Source organism: Rhodocyclus purpureus, from assembly GCF_016653115.1.
GTDB lineage: Bacteria > Pseudomonadota > Gammaproteobacteria > Burkholderiales > Rhodocyclaceae > Rhodocyclus > Rhodocyclus purpureus.
On the sequence record NZ_NHRX01000015.1, the window covers coordinates 25,699 to 48,315 of the forward strand.

Sequence of the window (22,617 nt, forward strand, 5' to 3'; positions counted from 1 at the left end):
CGCGACAATCAGCGGGCCAGTTCCTGCCTGACCCATTCGGTGTTGCGTTCGCGTTCGAGGATGATGCCGCGCACGCGCATCAGCGCGACCGCGATCGCGTACATCCAGAACGCCAGCGCGCAGACCAGCATTCCCCACAGCATCGTCTGCGCCATCGACGGCGCCTTGGTCAGGCTGACCGAAGCGCCCTGGTGCAGCGTGTTCCACCACTTCACCGAGAAGTAGATGATCGGGATGTTCACGACGCCGACCAGCGCCAGGATCGCCCCCGCCTTGTCGGCGCGGCGCGGATCGTCGATCGCCGCCTGCAGCGCGATGAAGCCGACGTAGAGGAAGAACAGGATCAGCTCCGAAGTCAGCCGCGCGTCCCACACCCACCACGCGCCCCACATCGGCTTACCCCAGAAGGCGCCGGTCCACAGCGCGAGGAAGGTGAACATCGCGCCGGTCGGCGCCAGCGCGGTCGCCATCATCCCCGACAGGCGCGTCTTGTAGATCAGCCCGATCGCCGCCCAGAAGGCCATCACCAGGTAGATGAACATCGACATCCACGCCGCGGGGACGTGCAGGAAGATGATGCGGTAGCCCTCGCCCTGCTGCGCGTCGGTCGGCGCGACGAAGAAGCCGATGTAGAGGCCGACGACGCCGAAGATGGCGGCGAGCGCCCAGAACCAGGGGATCATCTTGCCCGCGAGCGGATAGAAGCTCTGCGGCGAAGCGTACTTGAACCAGTTGAGAAGACCGTTGCTCATCGAATCCTTACCTGAATGTCCGGCGCCTGCCGCCGGTAAGCGCTCGTCCCTTGCCTCATTCGAGCGCGATGCGCAGCGCGGCGGCGGTCGCCCACGGCGCGAAGAACAGCCCGCCGAGCGACAGCGCCGCCAGGATCGAGAGGTTCGCTTCGGCGCCGAGACCCGAAATCGTCGCCTCGACCGCACCGGCGCCGAAGATCAATACCGGAATGTACAACGGCAGCACCAGAAGTGACAGCAGGACGCCGCCGCCGCGCAGCCCGAGGGTCAGCGCCGCGCCGATGGCGCCGATCGCCGACAGTGCCGGCGTGCCGATCGCCAGGCCGATCACCAGCGTCAGCACCGCGTCTGCCGGCAGGTCGAACTGCAGGCCGATCAGCGGTGCCAGCAGCGTCAGCGGTAGCCCCGAGGAAAGCCAGTGCGCGAGCGTCTTGCCGAACACCGCGACCGCCAGCGGCTGTGGGCAGAGCGCCATCTGTTCGAGTGTTCCGTCGCGGAAGTCGTCGGCGAAGAGGCGCGGCAGGGAGAGCATCGTCGCCAGCAGCGCCGCCACCCAGAGCACGCCGGAAGCAAGCCGGCGCAGCAGTTCGGCCTCGGGGCCGACGCCGAGCGGGAACAGGCTGACGACGATGATGAAGAAGAACAGCGCCGAGACGATGTCCGCCTGCCGGCGCATGGCCAGGCGCAGGTCGCGGGCGACCACCGTTTTCAGGAGCGCGATCATCTCAGTGGCCCAGCCGCAGTTCGCGGACCTTGCCGGCGGCGACGGCGACCGGCTGGTGCGTCGTCAGCACCGCGAGTCCGCCGCGTTGCAGGTGGGCACCGATGAAGCCGGCGACCATGTCCACCGCGGCGACGTCGAGCGCGACGTAGGGTTCGTCGAGGATCCACAGCGCGCGCTGCTCATGCACCAGGCGCGCCAGCGCGACGCGCCGCTTCTGCCCCTGCGACAGGTAGCGGCAGGCGAGGTCCTCGCGACCGGCAAGGCCGACCGTTTCCAGCGAGTCGAGCGCAGTGTCCTCGTCGAGCGTCTCGCCGGAGAGCCGCGCCGAGGTGAGCAGGTTCTCCAGCGGCGTCAGTTCTTCCTTGATCGCGTTGTGGTGGCCGAGGTAGCACAGTTCGGCGCGGAACTCGCCGCCGAGCTTCTCGATCGGCTGCCCGCGCCAGCGGATTTCGCCGGCGGCCGGTGGCGTCAGCCCGCACAGCATGCGCAGGAGGCTGGTCTTGCCGGCGCCGTTGGCGCCCTGCAGCGACAGCAGTTCGCCGGCGTCGAGCCGGAAACCGACGCCGGCAAACAGGCGGCGCTCGCCGCGCACGCATTCCAGGTTCGACGCTTCGAGCATGCGGCAGGGTCCGGGGGGAATGACGGGGTTTGTCGGAAAGGCGGAAGTTTAGCCGGGGATTCACCAGACGCAAAATTGGCGTTGCGCCCGTGCCGCCTTGCCGCCGTCAGTACGCGGTCGGCGTCGGCGCAGCTTCGTCCGGCCAGGCGTCGTCGAAGAGCAGCGCGGACAGCGGCAGACGCTGGCCCCAGCCGGCGTCCTCGAACATCGGCCGCGGGTAGAACTCGCGCACGCGGCCGATGCAGAGCACGGCGAGCGCCCGTGCGCCTGCCGGCAGTCCGAGCAGCGCGGCGAGCGCGTCGGGGTCGTAGAACGACACCCAGCCCAGCCCGATGCCTTCGGCGCGCGCCGCCAGCCACATGTTCTGGATCGCGCAGCCGAGCGAGGCGACGTCCATCTCGGGCAGCGTGCGGCGGCCGACGATGTGCGCCTCGCGACCGGGCATCAGGCAGGTGACCAGCACTTCGGCGCAGTCGAGGATGCCCTCGATCTTGACCTCCAGGAACTCCTCCTGGCGCGAGGGCAGGGCCGCCGCGGTGCGCAGGCGTTCGGCCTCGACCAGCGCGTGGATGCGCGCTCGCAGTTCACGATCGCGGATGCGGATGAAGCGCCACGGCTGCATGAAGCCGACCGAAGGGGCGAGCTGTGCGGCCTCGACCAGACGCTCGATCGTCCCTTCGGGCAGGGCGTCGGGGACGAAATGGCGCATGTCGCGGCGTTCGCGCAGGGCGCGCCAGAGCGCGGCGATCTCGGCGTCGCTGTAGCGATGCGTGCAGGGGGGAACTGTGCTGGCTTCGGTCATCGGCAGGTCTCGGGCGCGGCCGGCGGCAGGAACAGCTGCGCCGCTGCGGTCGGGTTGGACGGGAAGTAGAAGTGCATGTAGCTCGCGGTGAGGCGCTGGCGGCGGTAGATCGCCTCGCCCGGCCGGCCGTCGGCGCGCAGCGCACGCGCGCACGGGGCGAGCGAGGTTTCGGCGCGCGAGTAGTGGAAGCTGTGCCCGCGCAATTCTCCTTCGCCAAGCGTCACCGAGCACATGCCGAGCGCTGCCAGTCGCTGCTGCATGATGATCTCGCCGGCGAGGAGGCCGGCCAGCGCGTGCCGCTGCCCTGCCTTGTCGGTGATGCCGTCGAACAGGCACATCATGCCGCCGCATTCGGCGAGCAGCGGCTTGCCGGAATCGACGTGGGCGGCGAGCGCCTGCCACAGCGCCGTCTGCGCCGAGAGCCGCTCGCCGTGCAGTTCGGGATAACCACCCGGCAGCCAGACCGCGTCGCACTCGGGCAAGTCGTCACCGGCCAGCGCCGAGAAGAAGACGAGCTCGGCGCCGAGTGCGCGCAGGCAGTCGAGGTTGGCCGGGTAGAGGAAGCAGAAGGCCGCGTCGCGGGCGACGGCGATGGTCCTGCCGGCGAGCAAGGGCTCGATCCTGGGCGGCTTTGCGTCGGCGATGCGCGAGAAGTCGAGCGCGGGCGGCAGCGAGGCGGCCTCTGTCGGCGCCAGCAGGTCGGCGAGCCGGTCGAGGCGCGCGTCGAGTTCGGCGATCTCGGCGGCCGGCAGCAGGCCCAGGTGGCGCTCGGGCAGCGCGCCGTCGGCGTCGCGCGCGAGTGAGCCGTACCAGGCGATGTCGGCAGGCAGTCCCGCGCGCAGCAGTTCGGCGTGGCGTTCGCCGGCGACCCGGTTGGCGAGCGCGCCGACGAGCTGCGTTCCTTCCCGGTAGTACTTGAGGCCGTAGGCGATCGCGCCGAAGGTCGATGACATCGACGCACCGTTGATCACGGCGAGGATGGGCAGGCCGAAGCGCGCGGCGATCTCGGCGCCCGAGGGCTCGCCGTCGTAGAGCCCCATCACGCCCTCGACCAGGATCAGGTCGGCTGCGCGCGCGGCTTCGGCCAGCCGCCAGGCACCGTCGGCCTCGCCGCACATCCACAGGTCGATGTTGTAACAGTCGTGTCCCGAGGCGACCGCGTGGATCTGCGGGTCGAGGAAGTCGGGGCCGCTCTTGAACACGCGCACGCGCCGGCCGAGCCGCGTGTGCAGGCGCGCGAGCGCGGCGACGATCGTCGTCTTGCCCTGGCCCGAGGCCGGCGCGGTGATGAACAGCGCCGGGCAGGCGCAGGGGGCAGGAGCAGCGGTCGGCATGGTGCGGGTGGCGTCGGTCAGCGCGGGATGAACGAGGTGCGGCCGTCGACCTCGACGGCGAGCAGCGGGTGTTGGTAGAGCGCCGACAGGCGTTCGGCGGTGAGCATCTCGGCGACCGGACCGAGTTCGGCGCGGCCGTCGCCGTAGAGCAGCAGCGCGCGGTCGGCGAAGCGCAGCGCGAGGCCGGGGTCGTGCAGCGACATGATCACGCCGGGCCCGGTGCCATCGCCTGCGCGTGCGGCGGCGGCGAACAGTTCGAGCAGCGCGATCTGGTGGTTGAGGTCGAGGTGCGCGATCGGCTCGTCGAGCAGGTAGAGCTGCGGCGACTGCGCCAGCAGCGTGGCGACGGCGAGTCGCTGCCGCTCGCCGCCCGAGAGCGTCAGCACGTCGCGTTGCTCGAAACCCTTCAGGCCGACTGCGGCGAGCGCGCGGCGGGCGATGTCGGCGTCGCTCGCCGATTCCCAGTGCCAGCGGCCGAGGTGCGGATGGCGCCCGGTGAGCGCGGTTTCGAGCGCGGTCGCGCCGAAGGCGTCGTCGCGGTGCTGCGCAAGCCAGCCGCGGCGCAGTGCGGCCTGGCGGGGACCGAGCGCGGCGTAGCTCTCGCCGCCGAGCAGGATTTCGCCGCTCGCGGGCGGCCTGAGTCCGGCCAGTGTCGTCAGCAGCGTCGACTTGCCGGCGCCGTTCCTGCCGAGGATGACCAGGCTTTCGCCGGCGCCGACGCCAAGGTCGAGGCCGGTGCAGATCGCCCGGCCGGCGATGCTGACGGTCAGGGCCTGCGTTTCGAGCAGCGGTGAGGACGAAGTCGCGTTCATCAGCGTCTCGCCAGCGGCGCGCGCGCCAGGAGGTAGAGGAAGACCGGGACCCCGATCAGCGCGGTGAGCACGCCGACCGGCAGTTGCTGCGGCGCGACGACGGTGCGCGCCAGCGTGTCGGCGACCACCAGCAGGCTGCCGCCGGCGAGTGCCGACGCCGGCAGCAAGAGGCGCTGATCGTTGCCGAGCGCGAGCCGCACAAGGTGCGGGACGATCAGCCCGATGAAGCCGATCGAGCCCGCGTAGGTGACGACGATCGCGGTCGCCAGCGAAGCAGTCAGGTAGACGCCGCTGCGCAGGCGGCCGACGGCGACGCCTAGCGTCTGCGCGGTGTCGGCGCCGCGCGCGAGCAGGTTCAATTCACGCGCGAAGGGCAGGGCGACGCCGAGGACGGCAACGAGCGCAATCATCGGCAGCAGCGGGTCGCCGCCCTGCGCCAGGTCGCCCATCAGCCAGAACAGCATCCCGTGCAGCTTCTGTTCGGGGGCGATCGAGAGGATCAGCGCGACCACCGCGCCGCAGCCAGCGGCGACGATGACCCCGGTGAGCAGGAGGCGCGTCTGCGTCCAGCCGCCTTCGCCGTGCGCGAGGCCGAAGACGAGCAGCATCGAGGCGAGCGCGCCGACGAAGGCCAGCCCATTCACCCCGGCGGCCGTCAGCCCGAACAGGATCGCCAGCATCGCACCGACGCCGGCGCCGCCGGAGATGCCGAGCACGTAGGGGTCGGCGAGCGGGTTGCGCAGGAGCACCTGCAAGAGCGCGCCGGCCAGGGCGAGCAGCGCGCCGCAGGCGAAGCCGCCGAGCGCGCGCGGCAGGCGCAGGTTGAGCACGACGTCGCCGGCGACGCCGCCGCCCCCACCGAACAGCGTCGCCAGCACGTCGGCGAGCGGCACCGCGATGCTGCCCACCGACAGCGCCAGCGCAATGCTCAAGCCCGCCAGCGCGGCAAGGACGGCGAGGATGAGGACGGCGCGGCGGCGGGTGGGCATCGGGCGATTTTACTTCTGCGCGTAGCGGATGCCGACCATGGCGTTGGTTCCCGGCGTCGCGTAGCCGCTGGCCAGCTCGTAGTCCTCGTTGAACACGTTGTTCACGCGCACGAAGAGCGAGGTCTCACGGTCGATCCGGTAGCTGGCGGTCAGGTTGAGCAAGGTGTACGCGTCCATGCGCACGCTGCGCTGCTTGCCAGGGGCGTCCTTGTCGTAGACCGAGTCGAAGCGCGCGCCACTGCCGACGATCTCGCCGCCGAAGGTCCATGCGCCGTGCACGTAGTCGGCGCCGACCACGCCGTGCTCGCGCGCGCGGCGGTTCAGCATCTCGCCGGTCTGCGCATTGCGCGGGTCCTGCAGGTCGAGGCTGCCGCGGAGCGAGAGCGCGCCGAAGACGCCGCGCCAGGCGAGCGTCCAGCCGTCGATCTCCGCCCTGACGTTGCGCGGGGTCTTCTCGCTGCCGCTGCTGAAGTAGCCCCACTCGATCAGGTCTTCGATGTCGTTCCTGAAATACGTCAGCGAAGCCTTGTGCGCCGTCGTCTCGTAGTGCAGCGAGAGCTCGCGGTTGCGCGCGTATTCGGGCTTGAGGTCAGGGTTTCCCTTGCCCATCCCCTTCACGTAGGAGTACAGGTCGTTCATCGTCGGCGCCTTGAACGCGGTGCCCACGGAGGCGGCCAGGCGCCAGGCGTCGGTGAACTGGTAGCCGTAAGCCGCGCTGCCGGTGTTCTTCGAGTTCAGGTCGGAGATGTCGTCGTGACGCCCGTTCAGCTGCCAGCGCTGCGCGCCGACGGCGCCGCCCCAGCCGGCGAGCAGCGAATCGATGCGGCGCTCCCTGCCGTCGTAGGCTTTTTCCGAGGTCGACAGGCGCTGTTCGAGGCGCTCTGCGGCGAGCAGCGCGCGGCCGAGCGGCAGCGTGAGGTCGTTCTGCCAGGCCGTCTGCGTCTGCGCGGTACGGTAGTGGCTTTGCGCGACGCCGTCGGTGTGGCTGGTCGCATCGTCGATCGTCCAGCCATGGCGCAGCGTGCTCTGCCAGTTGTTCAGGATGCGGTTGCGCGAGTAGAGGCCGAGGCTGGCGAGACTGTTGTCGAGCGAATGTCTCTGCGGCGAATACTTCGGGTCACTGCTCTTCCTGCCGCCGTCGTAGTCGTTGCGCCCGTCGCTGCCGAAGGCGTTCAGTCCGACCTCGTTGTCGGCGTCGATGCGGTAGGCGAGATTGCCGCTGAAACTCTGTTCGCGGAAGCCGTCGCGGTCCGGGTTGTAGCCCTTGCGGTTGGAGAAGCCCGCAGTGTCGCTGGTGGCCGCCTGCAGGCCGTAGCGCCAGCCCTGATGTTCGCCGCTGATGCCGGCCGACAGTCGGCTAGTGTCGTAGCTGCCGTAGCCGGCTTCGGCGTTGAACGCCATCGGGCCGCCGCCGCGCCGGGTGAAGATGTGGACGACGCCGCCGATCGCGTCGGCGCCGTAGAGCGAGGAGGCCGGGCCGCGCAGGATTTCGATGCGCTCGATCTGCGCGAGCGGGATCATCGACAGGCTCGCCAGTCCCTTCGAGGCAGTATTGATGCGCATGCCGTCGATCAGGACCAGCGCGTGTTCGCTGTTCGTCCCGCGAATGTAGAGGCTCATTGAGCTGCCGGCGCCGCCGTTGGCGTCGAATTCGATCCCCGGCTGCCGCGTCAGCAGTTCCGGCAGCGAGGATTGCGCCGCGGCGGCGATCTCCTCGCGCGTGATCACCGAGACGTCGGCGAGGAGTTCGCTGCTGCGCGCCTCCTGCCGCGTGGCGGTGACGACGATGTCTTCGGCGCCGCTGGCAGCGAGCGCCTGGGTGGATGAGAGCAGGGCGAGGGTGACTCCCGCGGCTGCACCTGTGTTGATGTTCATGCGATCTCCGCTTGCCGGCCCGCACAAGCGATCGCCGGCAATGTATTTCTGAAATGGGGGGCCGCCGCGTAGCACGGCGGAGAGGGCGGGAATGGCTACTTTTGCTGGTAGCGGACGCCGACGAAGAGGCTGGCGCCAGCGGTGGCGTAGTCACGTGCCAGCTCGTAGTTCTTGTCGAAGACGTTGTTGGCGCGCGCAAACAGCGTCCACTCGCGGTCGAGGCGGCGCTCGGCGAAGAGATTGACGAGTCCGTAGCCTCCGAGCTTCTTCGTGTTCGCCGCGTCTTCGTAGCGCTCGCCGGCCAGTTGCCATTCGCCGCCGAGCTTGAGCGTGCCGCTCGTCCAGGCTAGGTGCGCCTTCAACTGCTCATCGGCACGCCTGATCAAGCGCTTGCCGGTTTCGTCGTCACGTGCGCGTTGCAGGTCGATGACGACACCGCCCGAGAAGCCGCCGATGCTTCCCGAATAGGCGAGCGAGGTGCCGCTCAGTGTGGCCTTGTGCACGTTCATCGGTAGCCACGGCTTTCCCCAAGGGTCCGCGGGGTCCGACGGAGCCCAATCGATCAGGTCCGTGACCTTGTTCTTGAAATAAGTAGCCGAAAGGCGTTGCCCCGCCCTTTCCCAGACCAGGCCAGTCTCGGCGTTGCGTGCGCTTTCGGGCTTCAACTCGGGGTTGCCGCGGCCCGAGGTATCGGGTGGATAGTAGAGGTCGTTGAAGGTCGGTGCCTTGAAGGCGGTGCCGTACGAGACGTGTCCTCGCCAGTCGGTGGTGAGCTGGTAGCCCCAGGCAGCGTTGCCGGTGGTCTTGCCGCCGAACTGCGAGTTGTCGTCGCGCCGCAGGTTGGCCTGCAGGCGATGGTTGCCGAGGCTGCCGCTCCAGCCGGCGAGCAGCGACTTGATGCTGCGCTCCTGCTGCGTGTAGGGGGTACTCGTCAGAAAACCCGAGGAGCCAGCGATCTGTTGCTTGAGGTATTCAGCGGCTAAGAGCGCCTTGCCAACGGGCAGTCTGACATCGTTTTGCCACGATATCTGGTCCTGCTCGGTGCGGAAGAAACTGAAAACCCTCCCGTCACTGCGATTGGTCGTGTCGTCCAAGCTCCTTCCGACGCGCAAGGTGCTCGTCCAATCGGTGACCAAGCGGTTGCGCGAATAGAGGGAGAAACTGCTGACATCGGTTTCCGCGCGCCAGTCTCGCGATGCGGGCACTTTTGGCGTGAACGAATAAGAATCGTAGCCATTCTTGCCGTTACTCGACAGGAAATTCAGTCCGATCTCATGACCTTGGGCCGGTCTCACCGCCAGTCCCCCGCTGACGGAACGCCTGGTGAAGCCATCGCGATCCGGGTTGTAGCTCGTGTTGGTTGAGTTTGTTATGGAGTTGAAGCCGTGCGTATCGTAGTAGCCGCCCTGCAGGCTGTAGGAAACGACGTCGTTGCCGCCCGAAACGCCGACATTGCTGTCGCTCGTTCCGTAGCTGCCATAGCCAGTGCTGGCGTTGAAATGCGCAGGGCCGTCGCCGCGCTTGGTGAAAACCTGGATGACGCCGCCGATGGCGTCGGCGCCGTAGAGCGAGGACGCCGGTCCGCGCAGGATCTCTATACGTTCGATCTGCGCCAAGGGCAGGCCGGAAAAGTTGATGCTCCCCAGCGTTGCCGAACCTATGCGTTGCCCGTCGATCAGCAGCAGCGTGTGGTTGCTGTTGGCGCCGCGTATATAGATACCACTGCCCTGACCGGGGCCGCCTGTTGCCGAGTATTCGATTCCCGGTTGTTGCGCGAGCAACTGCTCGATGGTCGTCTGGCCGGCCTGTTCGATCTGCTCGCGCGTGATCACCGAGACGTCGGAAAGCAGCTCGTTGCTGCGCGTCGCTTGCCGCGTGGCGGTGACGACGACTGCGTCGCTGTCGGCAGCCTGTACCTTGCTTGAGAAAAGCGTGGCGGCGGCGACGGGTGCTGCAAGGAGGGTGGTGGCGATGGCTCCCGCGCGGACGCGCCGGGAAGGGGGATGCTGCGACATGGATGGGTTCTCCCTGATTCCGGCAAGCGTCCCCGCACGCCGGACAATCGAAATGGAAACATCGGGGGAGAACCGTCGGATGGACGCAATGAGGCCCGCTCGCCGGCGTCGCCTCCCCGCGACGCTTCCGCTGCTACGCGCACAGGCCGGTATCCGGGCTCGCAAGTCTTGATGCGTCGCCTTCCCAGGCTGATCGCCCAGTGGCATATCGACGCACCCGCACTCGCTTACCGTTGCGGGGGCAGCGCAGGCATTGCGTCCGCGATGGACGCGCACCTGCTTCCCGTTTAACTGCGGCGAAGAAATCGCACGCAGCACCTTGCACGTTCCTTCTTGCCGCGCTTTGGCGGCAAAAAGATCCCCTATAATAAACGCTTTCGCAGCGCCTGCCGGTGGCTGGAGGGCGATATGTGCCGTCGGCGCCGCAACAGTGTTGCTGTCGTGCAACACTCGGGCAGGCGGATGGGCCCCGCCGCTGCAACTCGCGGGCGGTAGCGGCCTCGCTGTGACCCTTGACCGCCGATGCTACTGAAATCTATAGTCCGCGAATGATCAACGAACTTGATGCGCTTGAAAGCAAGGTCGCCCAGGTGGTGTCCTTGTGCCGCTCCCTGCGCGCGGAAAATGCCGAGCTGCGCCTGAAGCTCTCCGCTGCCGAGGCCGACTGCGCGCTCGCGTGGCAGCGCATGGAAACTGCCCGTGCGCGAATCGAGGCGCTCGCCGAGCAACTGATCGCGCCGGGCAGCAGCGCCGCCGATCCTTCAATTCAGCTCTGAAGGGCGCACCATGTCTGAAGATAGCCGTTTCGTCGACGTTTCCCTGTTCGGTAAGGATTACAGCGTCGCCTGTCCGCCGGAAGAGCATGACAACCTGCGCGCCTCGGTCGCCCTGGTCGATGCGAGGATGCGCGAGATTGCGCAGAGGACCCGGAGCAGCAGCACCGAGCGCATCGCGGTGATGGTTGCGCTCAACCTCGCGCACGAGCATCTGGTGTTCCGCCAGGAGCAGGAGCGGCTGGCGCAGGCAGCTGCCGAAGAGGCTGCCGCAGCGAAACAAACAGGTTTGGATTTTGAAGAGGTCCGGCGTAGAATCGAATCCATGGAGTCACTTCTCGACGTGGTGATCGAGTCACCGGAGAAAGTGCTCTAGCGGGTAGTCGCGCAGCCGAGTGGTACTGGCTGCGCGTTGCAAGGTTTTTTTCCCTGCGGTGTTCGTCAAGGTCATATATTCCTTGAACCAATGCTATGTTGGCATCGGCCGCCGACCGTTGAAACCGCTGTTGTGCACGCCCTTTACCGGGTGAGCCTGAAGCGGGAGGGAGGTAGCCATTCTGAACTCAGGTTCAGGATGCCGGCCTGACGGCATTCGCGGGGATCCCCATTCGGCAGCGCGGAAACTCGGTTTTCCGCGCTGTTTTCGTTTGTGCGGCCCTGCAAGGCGCGAAGCCGCCGGAACCCGCTGCCGCCGGGCAGGTCGAAGCGGCCGACCGCTGCCATCCCCTGTTCCCGGAAAACGCCCGGTGCGCGCGATGTGTGCCTGGCCTGCGCGAAAGACGAACTGCCAATGACCCCACTCTCTCCCGTACCGGGTGCTCCTGCTGCGACCATGCACAGTCGCTCGCCCGTCCTCCTGCTTTGCGTCCGTTTTCCCGGGGGTCTGGCATGACCTGGGTGCTTGCCTACCTCGCGCTGGGCCTGTTCTCGGGTTTCTTTGCCGGGCTGCTCGGGATCGGCGGCGGCCTGATGATGACGCCGGCGCTGGCGATGATGTTCGCGGCGCAGGCCGGCTTCCCGGCGGACGAGACGCTGCACTTGGCGCTCGGAACGTCGATGGCGACCATCCTGTTCACCTCGATTTCCAGCCTGCGCGCGCACCATAGGCACGGGGCCGTGCTCTGGCCTGTGGTGGTGACGATCACGCCGGGAATCCTGTGCGGGACGCTGCTCGGGACGCTGATCGTCGCGCGCGTTCCGGCACAGCCGCTGGCCGTCTTCTTCGCCTTCTTCGTCTGCTTCGTCGCCGTGCAGATGCTGTTCAACGTGAAGCCGAAGGCCGCGCGCGAACTGCCGGGCAGTGCCGGACTGTTCGGCGTCGGTTCGGTGATTGGCGGCGTTTCGTCGCTGGTGTCGATCGGCGGTGGTTCGCTGACCGTGCCCTTCCTCACCTGGTGTAACGTGCGCGTGCAGAACGCGATCGGCACCTCGGCGGCGATCGGTTTGCCGATCGCCATCGGCGCCTCGATCGGCTACGTCTTCAACGGTTGGGGGCGGCCCGGATTACCCGAGTGGAGCCTCGGCTTCGTCTATCTGCCGGCACTCGTCTGCCTGGCGGCAGCGAGCATGGCAGCAGCCCCCTTCGGCGCCAAGCTGACGCACAGCCTGCCGGTGGCCACGCTCAAGCGCATCTTCGCCGTGCTGCTCGTGCTGCTGGCGGCGAAGATGCTGTGGGGGATCGCTGGAGCAGCATAAAATTTCGGGGACGGTACACTTAATTCGTAGAATTAAGTGTACCGTCCCCGAATTTGATCACTCGCCGCGGAATTTCGGCTTGCGCTTGCCGAGGAAGGCGCTGATGCCTTCCTTGTAGTCGGCGCTGTCGAGGAAGGCGAAGGAACTGCGCAGTTCTTCGGCGCCGAGGGATTCCTCGCGTTGCAGGCGGCGGACCCATTGCTTGTGCGCGCGGGCGACCAGCGGCGCGCCTTCGGTGATGCGGCGGGCGCAGGCTTCGACCTCGGTGTCGAGCATGGCGTCGCTGACGACGCGTGTCAGCAGTCCGCGCGCGAGCGCTTCGTCGGCGTCGAGGATGCGGCCTTCGAGCAGCAGTTCCAGCGTCGTCCCCGGGCCGGCCAGGCGCAGCAGGCCCTCCATTTCCAGCGGGTACATCGAGAAGCCGAGCCGGTTGATCGGGGCGCCGAAGCGCGCCGACTGGGCGGAGAGGCGCAGGTCGCAGGCGCAGGCGATTTCGAGGCCGCCGCCCATGCAGACGCCGTTGATCGCGGCGACGGTCGGGTGCGTGCAGCTGGCGATCGCCTCAAGCGCGGCACTGACCTGGCCGTGGTAGCTCTCGGCGTTGTCGAGCGTGTTGCGCTTGGTGAGGAACTCCTCGATGTCGCCGCCGGCGGCGAAGGCCTTGTCACCGGCACCGCGCAGGATCACGCAGCGCAGCGACAGGTCGGCGGAGAGGCTGCGCAAGGTTTCCTCGAGTGCGGCCCACATGCCGAGGTCGATGGCGTTGAGCTTGCCCGGGTTGTCGAGGGTGACGGTGGCGATGTTGTTGTTGATCTGACAGACGATGTTGCCGCTCATGGTGGGTGCTATCCGTTGACTAGAAAGTAGTATGAAGTGCCGTGAACAGGGGGAAGGGCTGCAGCCTGGGAGGTCCAGCATTCGGGCCTTCCGGCGCTCCCACGACAGCTTGCCGCTGTGGGAGCGGCAGCCGCGAATGTGCGCGTTTCACGGCATTGGTGCAAAGTTTCCCGTTAGCGTCACCCTGGCGGGTTGCGCTGCGTCGAGATGCGCGCGATCGCCCTGCGGCCGGCGAGCAGGTGGTCGCGCATCGCGTGTTCGGCGGCGGTGGCATCGCGCGCGCGCAGCGCGGCCATCACCGCCTGATGCTCGGCCATCGACTGCTCCAGGCGGCCGTCGACAGTGAGCGAATGCATGCGCGTCAGCTTGAGCACCTTGCGCAGGTCCTGCGCCAGTTGCAGCAGCCAGCGATTGCCGGAAATCTCCTGGATCAGCCGATGGAAGTCCTGGTTGAGCTCGAAGAAGCCGTCGACCTGTCCCGACGCGGCATGGGCTTCGAGCCTGGCGTGGATCTCCTCGAGCCGCGCCAGATCCTCGTCCTGCAGCCTGCTCGCAGCCTCCCAGGCGCTGCGACCTTCGAGCATCGCCATCAGCGGGAAGATGTCGTCGAGGTCACGCTCGGAGATCTCGGTCACATAGCAGCCGCGGCGCGGCTTCAGCGTCACCAGTCCTTCGGACGCGAGCACCTTCAGCGCCTCGCGCAGCGGCGTGCGGCTGATGCCGAAATCGGCGGCGAGCGCCTGTTCGTCGATCCAGTCGCCTGGGGCGAGCTGGTGCGCGAAAATCCGCTGGCGCAGGCGTTCGGCGACTTCCTGGTAGAGCGCCGTATGCGGAATTTTGCCCGGCGCCGAAGGGGCGGATGGGGCTTCGCTACTGACCTTGCGTTTACTGGCGGGCATGTGCGTCCGGAGTGGCCTTGCGTCGATAATTATGGATACAGTATTATCAAGGGTTTGGAGTGTCAAGCGCGCAACTTTTTTCGCGCCGGGCGCCCGTCCTTATGCAGCACGGTTTCCAGTCGTCAGCGCAGGTCCTCGCCACCACTGAACTTTCCTGAAAGTTTCGTCATGTCCCAATCGAACACACCCGCCCCTGCCCATTTCGACTCCGCGCAGATCGATGCCTGGAAAAAGGCTGCCGCCAAGTCGGCACCCGGCGGGGATGTAGACGCGCTGACCTGGATCACTCCCGAAGGTCTCGCCGTCAAGCCGCTGTACACCAAGGCCGACGTCGAGGGACTGCCGAACGCCGACACGCTGCCCGGATTCGCGCCCTTCGTGCGCGGACCGCAGGCGACGATGTACGCGGTGCGGCCGTGGACCATCCGCCAGTACGCCGGCTTCTCGACCGCCGAGGAATCGAACGCGTTCTACCGCAAGGCGCTCGCCGCCGGTGGCCAGGGGGTTTCGGTGGCCTTCGACCTGGCCACGCACCGCGGCTACGATTCCGACCATCCGCGCGTCACCGGCGACGTCGGCAAGGCCGGCGTGGCGATCGACTCGGTCGAGGACATGAAGATCCTGTTCGACGGAATCCCGCTCGACAAGGTGTCGGTGTCGATGACCATGAACGGCGCCGTGCTGCCGGTGCTCGCCGGCTACATCGTCGCTGCCGAAGAGCAGGGTGTCAGCCAGGACAAGCTCTCGGGGACCATCCAGAACGACATCCTCAAGGAGTTCATGGTCCGCAACACCTACATCTACCCGCCGGCGCCTTCGATGCGGATCATCTCCGACATCATCGGCTACACGGCGCAGAACATGCCGAAGTTCAACTCGATCTCGATCTCCGGCTACCACATCCAGGAAGCCGGCGCGACGCAGGCGCTCGAACTGGCGTTCACGCTCGCCGACGGTCGCGAGTACGTGAAGACCGCGCTCGCCTCCGGACTCGACGTCGACGCCTTTGCCGGCCGCCTGTCGTTCTTCTTCGGCATCGGCATCAACTTCTACCTCGAGGTCGCCAAGCTGCGCGCCGCGCGTCTCTTGTGGCACCGCATCATGAGCGAGTTCTCGCCGAAGAGCGCCAAGTCGCTGATGCTGCGCACGCACTGCCAGACCTCGGGCTGGTCGCTGACCGAGCAGGATCCGTACAACAACGTCGTGCGCACGACGATCGAAGCGATGGCCGCGGTCTTCGGCGGCACGCAGTCGTTGCACACCAACGCGCTCGACGAGGCGATCGCGCTGCCGACCGAGTTTTCGGCACGCATCGCGCGCAACACGCAGCTGATCATCCAGGAAGAGACGCACATCACCAACGTCGTCGACCCGTGGGGCGGCTCGTACATGATGGAGTCGCTGACCCAGGAAATCGCCGACAAGGCCTGGGCGCTGATCGAGGAAGTCGAGGCCATGGGTGGCATGACCAAGGCCGTCGAATCGGGCTGGGCGAAGCTGAAGATCGAGGAATGTGCCGCCGACAAGCAGGCACGCATCGACTCGGGCAAGGACGTCATCGTCGGCGTGAACAAGTACCGCCTGGCCAAGGAAGACCCGATCGACATCCTCGCCATCGACAACCACGCGGTGCGTGACGCGCAGGTCGCTCGCCTGACGCAGATCCGCGCCACCCGCGACAACGCCGCAGTCGAAGCCGCGCTCGCCGCGCTGACCAACTGCGCCGCCGGCGAGGAAGGCAACCTGCTCGACCTCGCGGTCAAGGCGGTGCGCCTGCGCGCCACCGTCGGCGAAGTCTCCGACGCGCTGGAAAAGGTCTGGGGCCGCTTCCGCGCGACGACGCAGACCGTCTCCGGCGTCTATGGTGCGGTGCTCGAGGGCGAGACCAACTGGGACGCACTCAAGGGCGAGATCGAGCAGTTTGCCGCCGACACCGGCCGCCGTCCGCGCATCATGATCGCCAAGCTCGGCCAGGACGGCCACGACCGCGGCGCCAAGGTCGTCGCCAGTGCCTTTGCCGACCTCGGCTTCGACATCGACGTCGGTCCGCTCTTCCAGACCCCTGAAGAAGCCGCTCGCCAGGCGATCGAGAACGACGTGCACGCGATCGGCATGTCCACGCTCGCCGCCGGCCACAAGACGCTGGCACCGGCGCTGGTCAAGGCGCTCAAGGACCAGGGCGCCGAAGACATCATCGTCTTCGTCGGCGGTGTCGTCCCGGCGCAGGACTACGCCTTCCTGTTCCAGAACGGCGTCCGTGCCGTGTTCGGTCCGGGAACCCGGATCGAGGATTCGGCACGCCGCGTCCTCGACGAAATCCGCAAGAGCACCGACTGATCGATCCAAGGCCCGCTGCAATGAGCGAGCCCCGCAAGCCACTATCGCCCGTCGACCAGACCCTGGTCGACGGCGTCGTCGCGCGCCAGCGCCGCGCGCTGGCGAAGACGATCACGCTGATCGAGTCGACCCGCGTCGACCACCAGCAGCGCGCACGCGCGGTCATCGCCGAGCTGCTGCCGCACTCGGGCCGCTCGATCCGCATCGGCATCTCCGGTTCGCCGGGCGCCGGCAAATCGACCTTCATCGAGGCGCTCGGCAACCACCTGCTCGATCAGGGGCACCGCGTCGCGGTGCTCGCCGTCGATCCGTCGTCGACCATCTCCGGCGGCTCGATCCTCGGCGACAAGACGCGCATGGAGAGCCTCTGCCAGCGCGAGGAGGCCTTCATCCGCCCGAGTCCCTCGGCCGGTAGCCTCGGCGGTGTCGCCGAGAAGACGCGCGAGGCGATGCTCGTCTGCGAGGCGGCCGGCTTCGACGTGATCGTCGTCGAGACCGTCGGCGTCGGCCAGAGCGAGACCACCGTCGCCGGCATGGTCGACGTCTTCGTCCTCGTGCAGTTGCCGAACGCCGGCGACGACCTGCAGGCGATCAAGAAGGGGATCGTCGAGATCGCCGACCTCGTCGTCATCAACAAGGCCGACATCGACCCGCGCGCCGCCGCACTCGCGCGCAGCCAGATGCAGATGGCGATGCACATGCTGCGACCGATGCACGCCCAGTGGCGACCGACGGTGCTGACCCTGTCGGCGCTGCAGAAGCAGGGCATCGACGCCTTCTGGAAAGAGATCGAGCGCTATCGCGCCACCATGGAAGGCTGCGGCGAATTCGCCGACCGCCGCCGCCGGCAGGCTCTAGACTGGATGTGGGCGCAGATCGATTCCGGCTTGCGCCACCGTTTTCTCGCGCACCCCGCGGTGCGCGCCGACCTGGAAACCATTTCCGCGGCCGTCGCGGCGGGGCGCACAACACCTTCCGCAGCCGCGCAAACCCTGCTCGACCATCTGCAGGTTCGCTGATTCCGAATTCGAATTTAGGGAGCAATTCATGCACGACATCATCCGCCAGCTCGACGAGAAGCGCGCCGCGGCACGCCTCGGCGGGGGCCAGAGACGTATCGACGCCCAGCACAAGAAGGGCAAGCTGACCGCCCGCGAACGCATCGAGCTCCTGCTCGATCCCGATTCCTTCGAGGAATGGGACATGTTCAAGGAGCATCGTTGCAACGACTTCGGCATGGGCGACCAGCTCATTCCGGGCGACGGCGTCGTCACCGGCTACGGCACCATCAACGGCCGCCTCGTCTTCGTCTTCTCGCAGGACTTCACCGTCTTCGGCGGCGCGCTCTCCGAAGCGCACGCCGAGAAGATCTGCAAGATCATGGACCACGCGATGAAGGTCGGCGCGCCGGTGATCGGTCTCAACGACTCGGGTGGCGCGCGCATCCAGGAAGGCGTCGCCTCGCTCGGCGGCTACGCCGACGTCTTCCAGCGCAACGTGATGGCTTCCGGTGTCGTCCCGCAGATCTCGATGATCATGGGCCCCTGTGCCGGCGGTGCCGTCTATAGCCCGGCGATGACCGACTTCATCTTCATGGTGAAGGACTCGAGTTACATGTTCGTGACCGGTCCGGAAGTGGTCAAGACCGTCACCCACGAGGAAGTCACCGCCGAGGAACTCGGCGGCGCGGTCACGCACAGCAGCAAGTCGGGCGTCGCCGACCTCGCCTTCGAGAACGACGTCGAGGCGCTCAACATGCTGCGCCGTCTGATGAACTTCCTGCCGTCGAACAACCGCGAGAAGCCGCCGGTCGAGAAGACCAACGACCCGGCCGACCGCCTCGACTTCTCGCTCGATACGCTGGTTCCGGACAACGCGAACAAGCCGTACGACATGAAGGAACTGATCATCAAGATGGTTGATGACTGTAACTTCTTCGAGATCCAGCCCGACTACGCCAAGAACATCGTGATCGGCTTCGCGCGCATGGACGGCCACCCGGTCGGCATCGTCGCCAACCAGCCGCTGGTCTTGGCCGGCTGTCTCGACATCAAGAGCTCGATCAAGGCGGCGCGCTTCGTCCGCTTCTGCGACGCGTTCAACATCCCGGTGGTGACCCTGGTCGACGTTCCCGGCTTCATGCCCGGCACCGCGCAGGAATACGGCGGCATCATCAAGCACGGCGCCAAGCTGCTCTACGCCTACGCCGAATGCACGGTGCCGAAGGTGACCGTGATCACGCGCAAGGCCTACGGCGGTGCCTACGACGTGATGAGCTCGAAGCACCTGCGCGGCGACGTGAACCTCGCCTGGCCGTCGGCCGAAATCGCGGTGATGGGCCCGAAGGGAGCGGTCGAGATCATCTTCCGCGAGGAAAAGAACGACCCGGCCAAGCTGGCGGCGCGCGAAGCCGAGTACAAGGCCAAGTTTGCCAACCCCTTCGTCGCCGGCGCGCGTGGCTTCATCGACGACGTGATCATGCCGCACGAGACCCGCAAGCGCATCTGCCGCTCGCTCGCCATGCTGCGCGACAAGAAGCTTGAAAATCCGTGGCGCAAGCACGGCAACATCCCGCTGTGAGCCGCGATAGGACAGGAACCATGTTCAAGAAAATTCTGATTGCCAACCGCGGCGAGATCGCCTGCCGCGTGATCAAGACTGCCCGCAAGATGGGCATTGCCACCGTCGCCGTCTATTCTGAAGCCGACAAGGACGCGCTGCACGTCGAACTCGCCGACGAGGCCGTCTGTATCGGACCGGCTGCGTCGAAGGAATCGTACCTGGTGATGGACAAGATCATCGCCGCGTGCAAGGAGACCGGCGCCGAAGCCGTGCATCCGGGCTACGGCTTCCTCTCCGAGAACGAGGAATTCTCGCGTCGCCTCGAAGAGGAAGGCATCGTCTTCATCGGCCCGAAGCACTACTCGGTCGGCAAGATGGGCGACAAGATCGAGTCGAAGAAGCTGGCGATGGAAGCCGGCGTCAACACGATCCCGGGCTACAACGAGGCCATCTCCGGTCCCGACGAGGCGGTCGAGATCGCCAAGAAGATCGGCTACCCGGTGATGATCAAGGCCTCCGCCGGCGGTGGTGGCAAGGGCCTGCGCGTTGCCTACAACGACCAGGAAGCGCACGAGGGCTTTTCCTCCTGCGTCAATGAAGCGCGCAACAGCTTCGGCGACGACCGCGTCTTCATCGAGAAATTCGTCGTCGAGCCGCGTCACATCGAGATCCAGGTGCTCGGCGACGCGCACGGCAACACGGTCTACCTGTGGGAACGCGAGTGCTCGATCCAGCGCCGCCACCAGAAGGTGATCGAGGAAGCGCCGTCGCCGTTCATCGACGACGCGACGCGCAAGGCGATGGGCGAACAGGCCGTCGCGCTGGCCAAGGCGGTGAACTACCAGTCGGCCGGTACCGTCGAGTTCGTCGTCGGTGCCGACATGTCGTTCTACTTCCTCGAAATGAACACGCGTCTGCAGGTCGAGCACCCGGTCACCGAAATGATCACCGGACTCGATCTGGTCGAGCTGATGATCCGCGTCGCCGCCGGCGAGAAGCTTCCGTTCACGCAGGACGAGATCCGCCGCGACGGCTGGGCGATGGAGTGCCGGATCAACGCCGAGGACCCGTTCCGCGGCTTCCTGCCCTCGACCGGCCGCCTGGTGAAGTTCCAGCCGCCGGCCGAAGTCGCCGGCCAGCTGCGCGTCGACACCGGCGTCTACGAAGGCGGCGAGATCTCGATGTTCTACGATTCGATGATCGCCAAGCTGATCGTGCATGGCGCCAACCGCACGCACGCGATCGCGCGCATGCGTGACGCGCTGAACGCGTTCGTCATCCGCGGCATCAACAGCAACATCCCGTTCCAGGCCGCGCTGATGCAGCACCCGCGCTTCCAGTCGGGCAAGTTCAACACCGGCTTCATCGCCGAGGAATACCCGAAGGGCTTCGACGCGTCGATGGTCCCGCACGACGACCCGGCCTTCCTGATCTCGGTCGCCGCCTTCGTGCACCGTCGCTTCATGGACCGCGCCGCCAACGTCTCCGGCCAGCTGCCGGGTCACGAGCGCCAGGTCGGTGACGACTGGGTGGTCATCCGCGACGGCGTCATGCACCAAGTCGTCGCGCGTCCGATCGACGGCGGCTACCTGATCGAGTACCAGGGCCGCAAGTTCGAGATCGTCTCCGGCTGGCGCCTGGGTGAGCAGATCATGCACGGCGTCTGCAACGGCGAGCCGTTCACGCTGCAGCTCGAACGCCACCGCATGAAGTACCGCTTCTTCCACTGGGGCGCGCAGATCGACCTCACCGTCGTCACCGCGCGCGCCGCCGAACTGCTGGCGCTGATGCCGGCGAAGGCACCGCCCGATCTGTCGCGCTTCCTGCTCTCGCCGATGCCGGGCCTCTTGCGTGAAATCGCGGTCAAGGAAGGCCAGGAAGTGAAGGCCGGCGAGAAGCTTGCGGTCATCGAGGCGATGAAGATGGAAAACATCCTCAAGGCCGAGCAGGACTGCAAGGTGAAGAAGATCGTCGGCAAGGTGGGCGAGAGCCTGTCGGTCGACGAGGTGATCATCGAGTTCGATTGATCGCTGTCGCACGCTGACTGAACAGCCGCCGCACCGGGAAAACCCGGGCGGCGGTTTTTCCATCAGGGGGGCAATGATTCCGGCGTCAGCCCACAAGGCATGACGATCCGGAATCCGACGCAGGCGCGTCAGCGCGATCGAACAGGACGCGGCGATCGAGAACGGCCAGCCCCGTCATCCCATGCTTGATCTGCCTCACCGGAATAGACCTATTCCAGGCGTGCATGCAGAGGGGCTGATACCGTAACCGTCATCGCGAGCCCGCAGGGCGTGGCGATCCAGTTCGTTCCTCCGATCTTCCGCGCAGGACAATCCACCGACGAGCAATGCTCATGCAAGAAGAAAAAGCCCCCGCCTTCGCCTGGGACGTCCCCGATCCCTTCACGATGGCCGTCGTTCCCGGTCCGGAAGACATCGACGGACTGAAGCACACCAACAACGCGGTCTACGTGCGCTGGTGCGAGAGCGTCGCCTGGGCGCACTCCGGCGCGATCGGCCTCTCGCTCGCCGACTACGAGCGCCTCGACCGCGCGATGGCGATCCGCCGCGGCGAATACGACTACCTGCTGCCAAGCTTCCTCGGCGAAGAACTCGTCCTCGGCACCTGGCTCGCCGCCAGCGACGGCAAGATCACGCTGCAACGGTGCTTCCAGTTGCTGCGCAAGAGCGACGGAGCGACCGTCTTGCGTGGGCGTTGGGATCTGGTCTGCATCGAAATGAGCAGCGGCCGGCCGCGCAGGATGCCAACGGAGTTCGTCGCCGTCTATCTGCCGGCGATCGTCGCGGGCGGGCAGGGGGCTTAGCGGCGGCGATCGCGGCCTCTCCTCGACACGCCCATGTTTTATTTCATGGCGTTCGCGGATGAAAGGGGTTTTCAAGCTTCGGTCATCCACGCTCCGTGGCCGGGCATATCGCCTGTGCATCGATCGTCGCCTTCTGCCACCGATTCGTCTATACTCCGCGCCGCATGCGTGAAGGGTTCTGAAGGGTTTGGCAAGCCTCTGCAGGAATGACCTGAAGCTTCAAGGCCGCCTTGCGACAGCGCCCATCGGATCGCGTCCGCGCGCCTTGTCGGTATGGCTGCCTGCATGAACTCGCTCCTGGCGGCCGATCTGCCGACAGGCTGCAGCAAGCGCAGCTCATGGCTGCATGGAATGCCTACTGGTAGACGGTTATGTCATCGAAGATAATGCGGGGAGAGTTTGCTGGTGTTGCCGAGGGTGAGCGTGTCCCGGGCCGCCCATTGGCGAGTTCATCGCCAGGACCGGCATGCCCCCTGTGCAAGGATTCGATGACGCGCATCGGTCGCAGTTTCTGGATGCGCTTGTTGCCTGGCAGTCGCCTTTACCTGTGCACGGAGTGTTACCGGCAATACCTGCGCTTCATTTTCTGGTTCAGGCATCAATGAACGACTGACGGCCACCTGGCGCTGGGTTCCGGCCATCAGCCCCCGCGGTTTTCGCCGCTCGAAGCTCGGACCTGCTCCTGATCCTGGTCGAGCCAAGCTGTCCGGCACCGGCCTGACGATCCATCGCCTGAAGTCCGCTGCGCCGCCGCACCTGCCA

The 22,617-nt window shown here is 66.7% G+C and carries 19 protein-coding genes, 1 other RNA gene and 1 riboswitch; of the genes, 9 read left to right on the plus strand and 11 right to left on the minus strand.

The window, feature by feature from the left end; all coding sequences use genetic code 11:
* Positions 1-8 precede the first annotated feature (8 nt).
* From CCR84_RS02640 to CCR84_RS02680, 9 genes are all read right to left on the minus strand, one after another.
* A complete protein-coding gene (locus CCR84_RS02640; protein ID WP_201209390.1) occupies positions 9-752 on the minus strand; it encodes a heme ABC transporter permease in 744 nt (247 codons plus the stop codon).
* Positions 753-807: 55 nt separating this feature from the next.
* The gene (gene ccmB, locus CCR84_RS02645; RefSeq protein WP_201209391.1) at positions 808-1,476 is read right to left on the minus strand and encodes a heme exporter protein CcmB; all 669 of its coding nucleotides are present in this window, start codon (positions 1,474-1,476) and stop codon (positions 808-810) included.
* 1 nt (position 1,477) lies between these two features.
* Positions 1,478-2,095, minus strand: coding sequence for a cytochrome c biogenesis heme-transporting ATPase CcmA (gene ccmA / locus CCR84_RS02650; protein ID WP_201209392.1), 618 nt, complete (start codon positions 2,093-2,095; stop codon positions 1,478-1,480).
* A gap of 106 nt (positions 2,096-2,201) precedes the next feature.
* On the minus strand, positions 2,202-2,897 hold the full coding sequence (gene bluB, locus CCR84_RS02655; protein WP_201209393.1) for a 5,6-dimethylbenzimidazole synthase: 696 nt from the start codon (positions 2,895-2,897) through the stop codon (positions 2,202-2,204).
* Positions 2,894-4,231 (minus strand): cobyrinic acid a,c-diamide synthase CobB, encoded by a 1,338-nt coding sequence (locus CCR84_RS02660; RefSeq protein ID WP_201209394.1) that lies wholly within the window; start codon positions 4,229-4,231, stop codon positions 2,894-2,896. Before CCR84_RS02660 ends, bluB begins: the two co-directional genes overlap by 4 nt.
* Positions 4,232-4,248: 17 nt before the next feature.
* Positions 4,249-5,043 carry an ABC transporter ATP-binding protein gene (locus tag CCR84_RS02665; RefSeq protein WP_201209395.1) on the minus strand — a complete coding sequence of 265 codons (795 nt, stop codon included), beginning with the start codon at positions 5,041-5,043 and terminating at the stop codon, positions 4,249-4,251.
* On the minus strand, positions 5,043-6,032 hold the full coding sequence (locus CCR84_RS02670; RefSeq protein WP_201209396.1) for a FecCD family ABC transporter permease: 990 nt from the start codon (positions 6,030-6,032) through the stop codon (positions 5,043-5,045). Before CCR84_RS02670 ends, CCR84_RS02665 begins: the two co-directional genes overlap by 1 nt.
* Before the next feature lie 9 nt (positions 6,033-6,041).
* The gene (locus tag CCR84_RS02675) at positions 6,042-7,907 is read right to left on the minus strand and encodes a TonB-dependent receptor domain-containing protein (RefSeq protein WP_201209397.1); all 1,866 of its coding nucleotides are present in this window, start codon (positions 7,905-7,907) and stop codon (positions 6,042-6,044) included.
* Between the two features lie 95 nt (positions 7,908-8,002).
* On the minus strand, positions 8,003-9,922 hold the full coding sequence (locus CCR84_RS02680) for a TonB-dependent receptor domain-containing protein (RefSeq protein WP_201209398.1): 1,920 nt from the start codon (positions 9,920-9,922) through the stop codon (positions 8,003-8,005).
* A 126-nt stretch (positions 9,923-10,048) separates the two neighbouring features.
* Positions 10,049-10,259: riboswitch (cobalamin riboswitch) on the minus strand.
* A 211-nt stretch (positions 10,260-10,470) separates the two neighbouring features.
* Here CCR84_RS02680 and CCR84_RS02685 point away from each other — a divergent pair.
* The 4 genes from CCR84_RS02685 (at position 10,471) to CCR84_RS02700 (ending at position 12,390) form a co-directional block, all read left to right on the plus strand.
* Positions 10,471-10,698 (plus strand): hypothetical protein, encoded by a 228-nt coding sequence (locus tag CCR84_RS02685; RefSeq protein ID WP_201209399.1) that lies wholly within the window; start codon positions 10,471-10,473, stop codon positions 10,696-10,698.
* Positions 10,699-10,708: 10 nt separating this feature from the next.
* On the plus strand, positions 10,709-11,071 hold the full coding sequence (locus tag CCR84_RS02690) for a cell division protein ZapA (RefSeq protein WP_201209400.1): 363 nt from the start codon (positions 10,709-10,711) through the stop codon (positions 11,069-11,071).
* A gap of 47 nt (positions 11,072-11,118) precedes the next feature.
* Positions 11,119-11,300: non-coding RNA, 6S RNA (gene ssrS / locus CCR84_RS02695), on the plus strand.
* A 283-nt stretch (positions 11,301-11,583) separates the two neighbouring features.
* Complete coding sequence (locus tag CCR84_RS02700; protein WP_201209401.1) at positions 11,584-12,390, plus strand: sulfite exporter TauE/SafE family protein; 807 nt, start codon at positions 11,584-11,586, stop codon at positions 12,388-12,390.
* Positions 12,391-12,447: 57 nt separating this feature from the next.
* Here the strand turns inward: CCR84_RS02700 and CCR84_RS02705 are convergent, their stop codons facing one another.
* Together CCR84_RS02705 and CCR84_RS02710 are read right to left on the minus strand one after the other, a co-directional pair.
* Entirely contained in the window at positions 12,448-13,227 is a 780-nt protein-coding gene (locus CCR84_RS02705) for an enoyl-CoA hydratase/isomerase family protein (RefSeq protein ID WP_201209402.1), read from the minus strand.
* A 179-nt stretch (positions 13,228-13,406) separates the two neighbouring features.
* Positions 13,407-14,126, minus strand: a complete 720-nt coding sequence (locus tag CCR84_RS02710) for a GntR family transcriptional regulator (RefSeq protein ID WP_201209403.1) — start codon at positions 14,124-14,126, stop codon at positions 13,407-13,409.
* Between the two features lie 168 nt (positions 14,127-14,294).
* Here CCR84_RS02710 and scpA point away from each other — a divergent pair, with 168 nt between their 5' ends.
* The 5 genes from scpA to CCR84_RS02735 all read left to right on the plus strand — a co-directional run bounded on the left by scpA (position 14,295) and on the right by CCR84_RS02735 (position 21,855).
* Positions 14,295-16,463 (plus strand): methylmalonyl-CoA mutase, encoded by a 2,169-nt coding sequence (gene scpA / locus CCR84_RS02715; RefSeq protein WP_201209404.1) that lies wholly within the window; start codon positions 14,295-14,297, stop codon positions 16,461-16,463.
* Positions 16,464-16,483: 20 nt separating this feature from the next.
* Positions 16,484-17,482, plus strand: coding sequence for a methylmalonyl Co-A mutase-associated GTPase MeaB (meaB, locus tag CCR84_RS02720; protein ID WP_201209405.1), 999 nt, complete (start codon positions 16,484-16,486; stop codon positions 17,480-17,482).
* Positions 17,483-17,510: 28 nt separating this feature from the next.
* Positions 17,511-19,043, plus strand: a complete 1,533-nt coding sequence (locus CCR84_RS02725) for an acyl-CoA carboxylase subunit beta (protein ID WP_201209406.1) — start codon at positions 17,511-17,513, stop codon at positions 19,041-19,043.
* Between the two features lie 20 nt (positions 19,044-19,063).
* Positions 19,064-21,052, plus strand: a complete 1,989-nt coding sequence (gene accC / locus CCR84_RS02730) for an acetyl-CoA carboxylase biotin carboxylase subunit (RefSeq protein ID WP_201209407.1) — start codon at positions 19,064-19,066, stop codon at positions 21,050-21,052.
* Between the two features lie 332 nt (positions 21,053-21,384).
* On the plus strand, positions 21,385-21,855 hold the full coding sequence (locus CCR84_RS02735) for an acyl-CoA thioesterase (protein WP_201209408.1): 471 nt from the start codon (positions 21,385-21,387) through the stop codon (positions 21,853-21,855).
* Positions 21,856-22,617 lie beyond the last annotated feature (762 nt).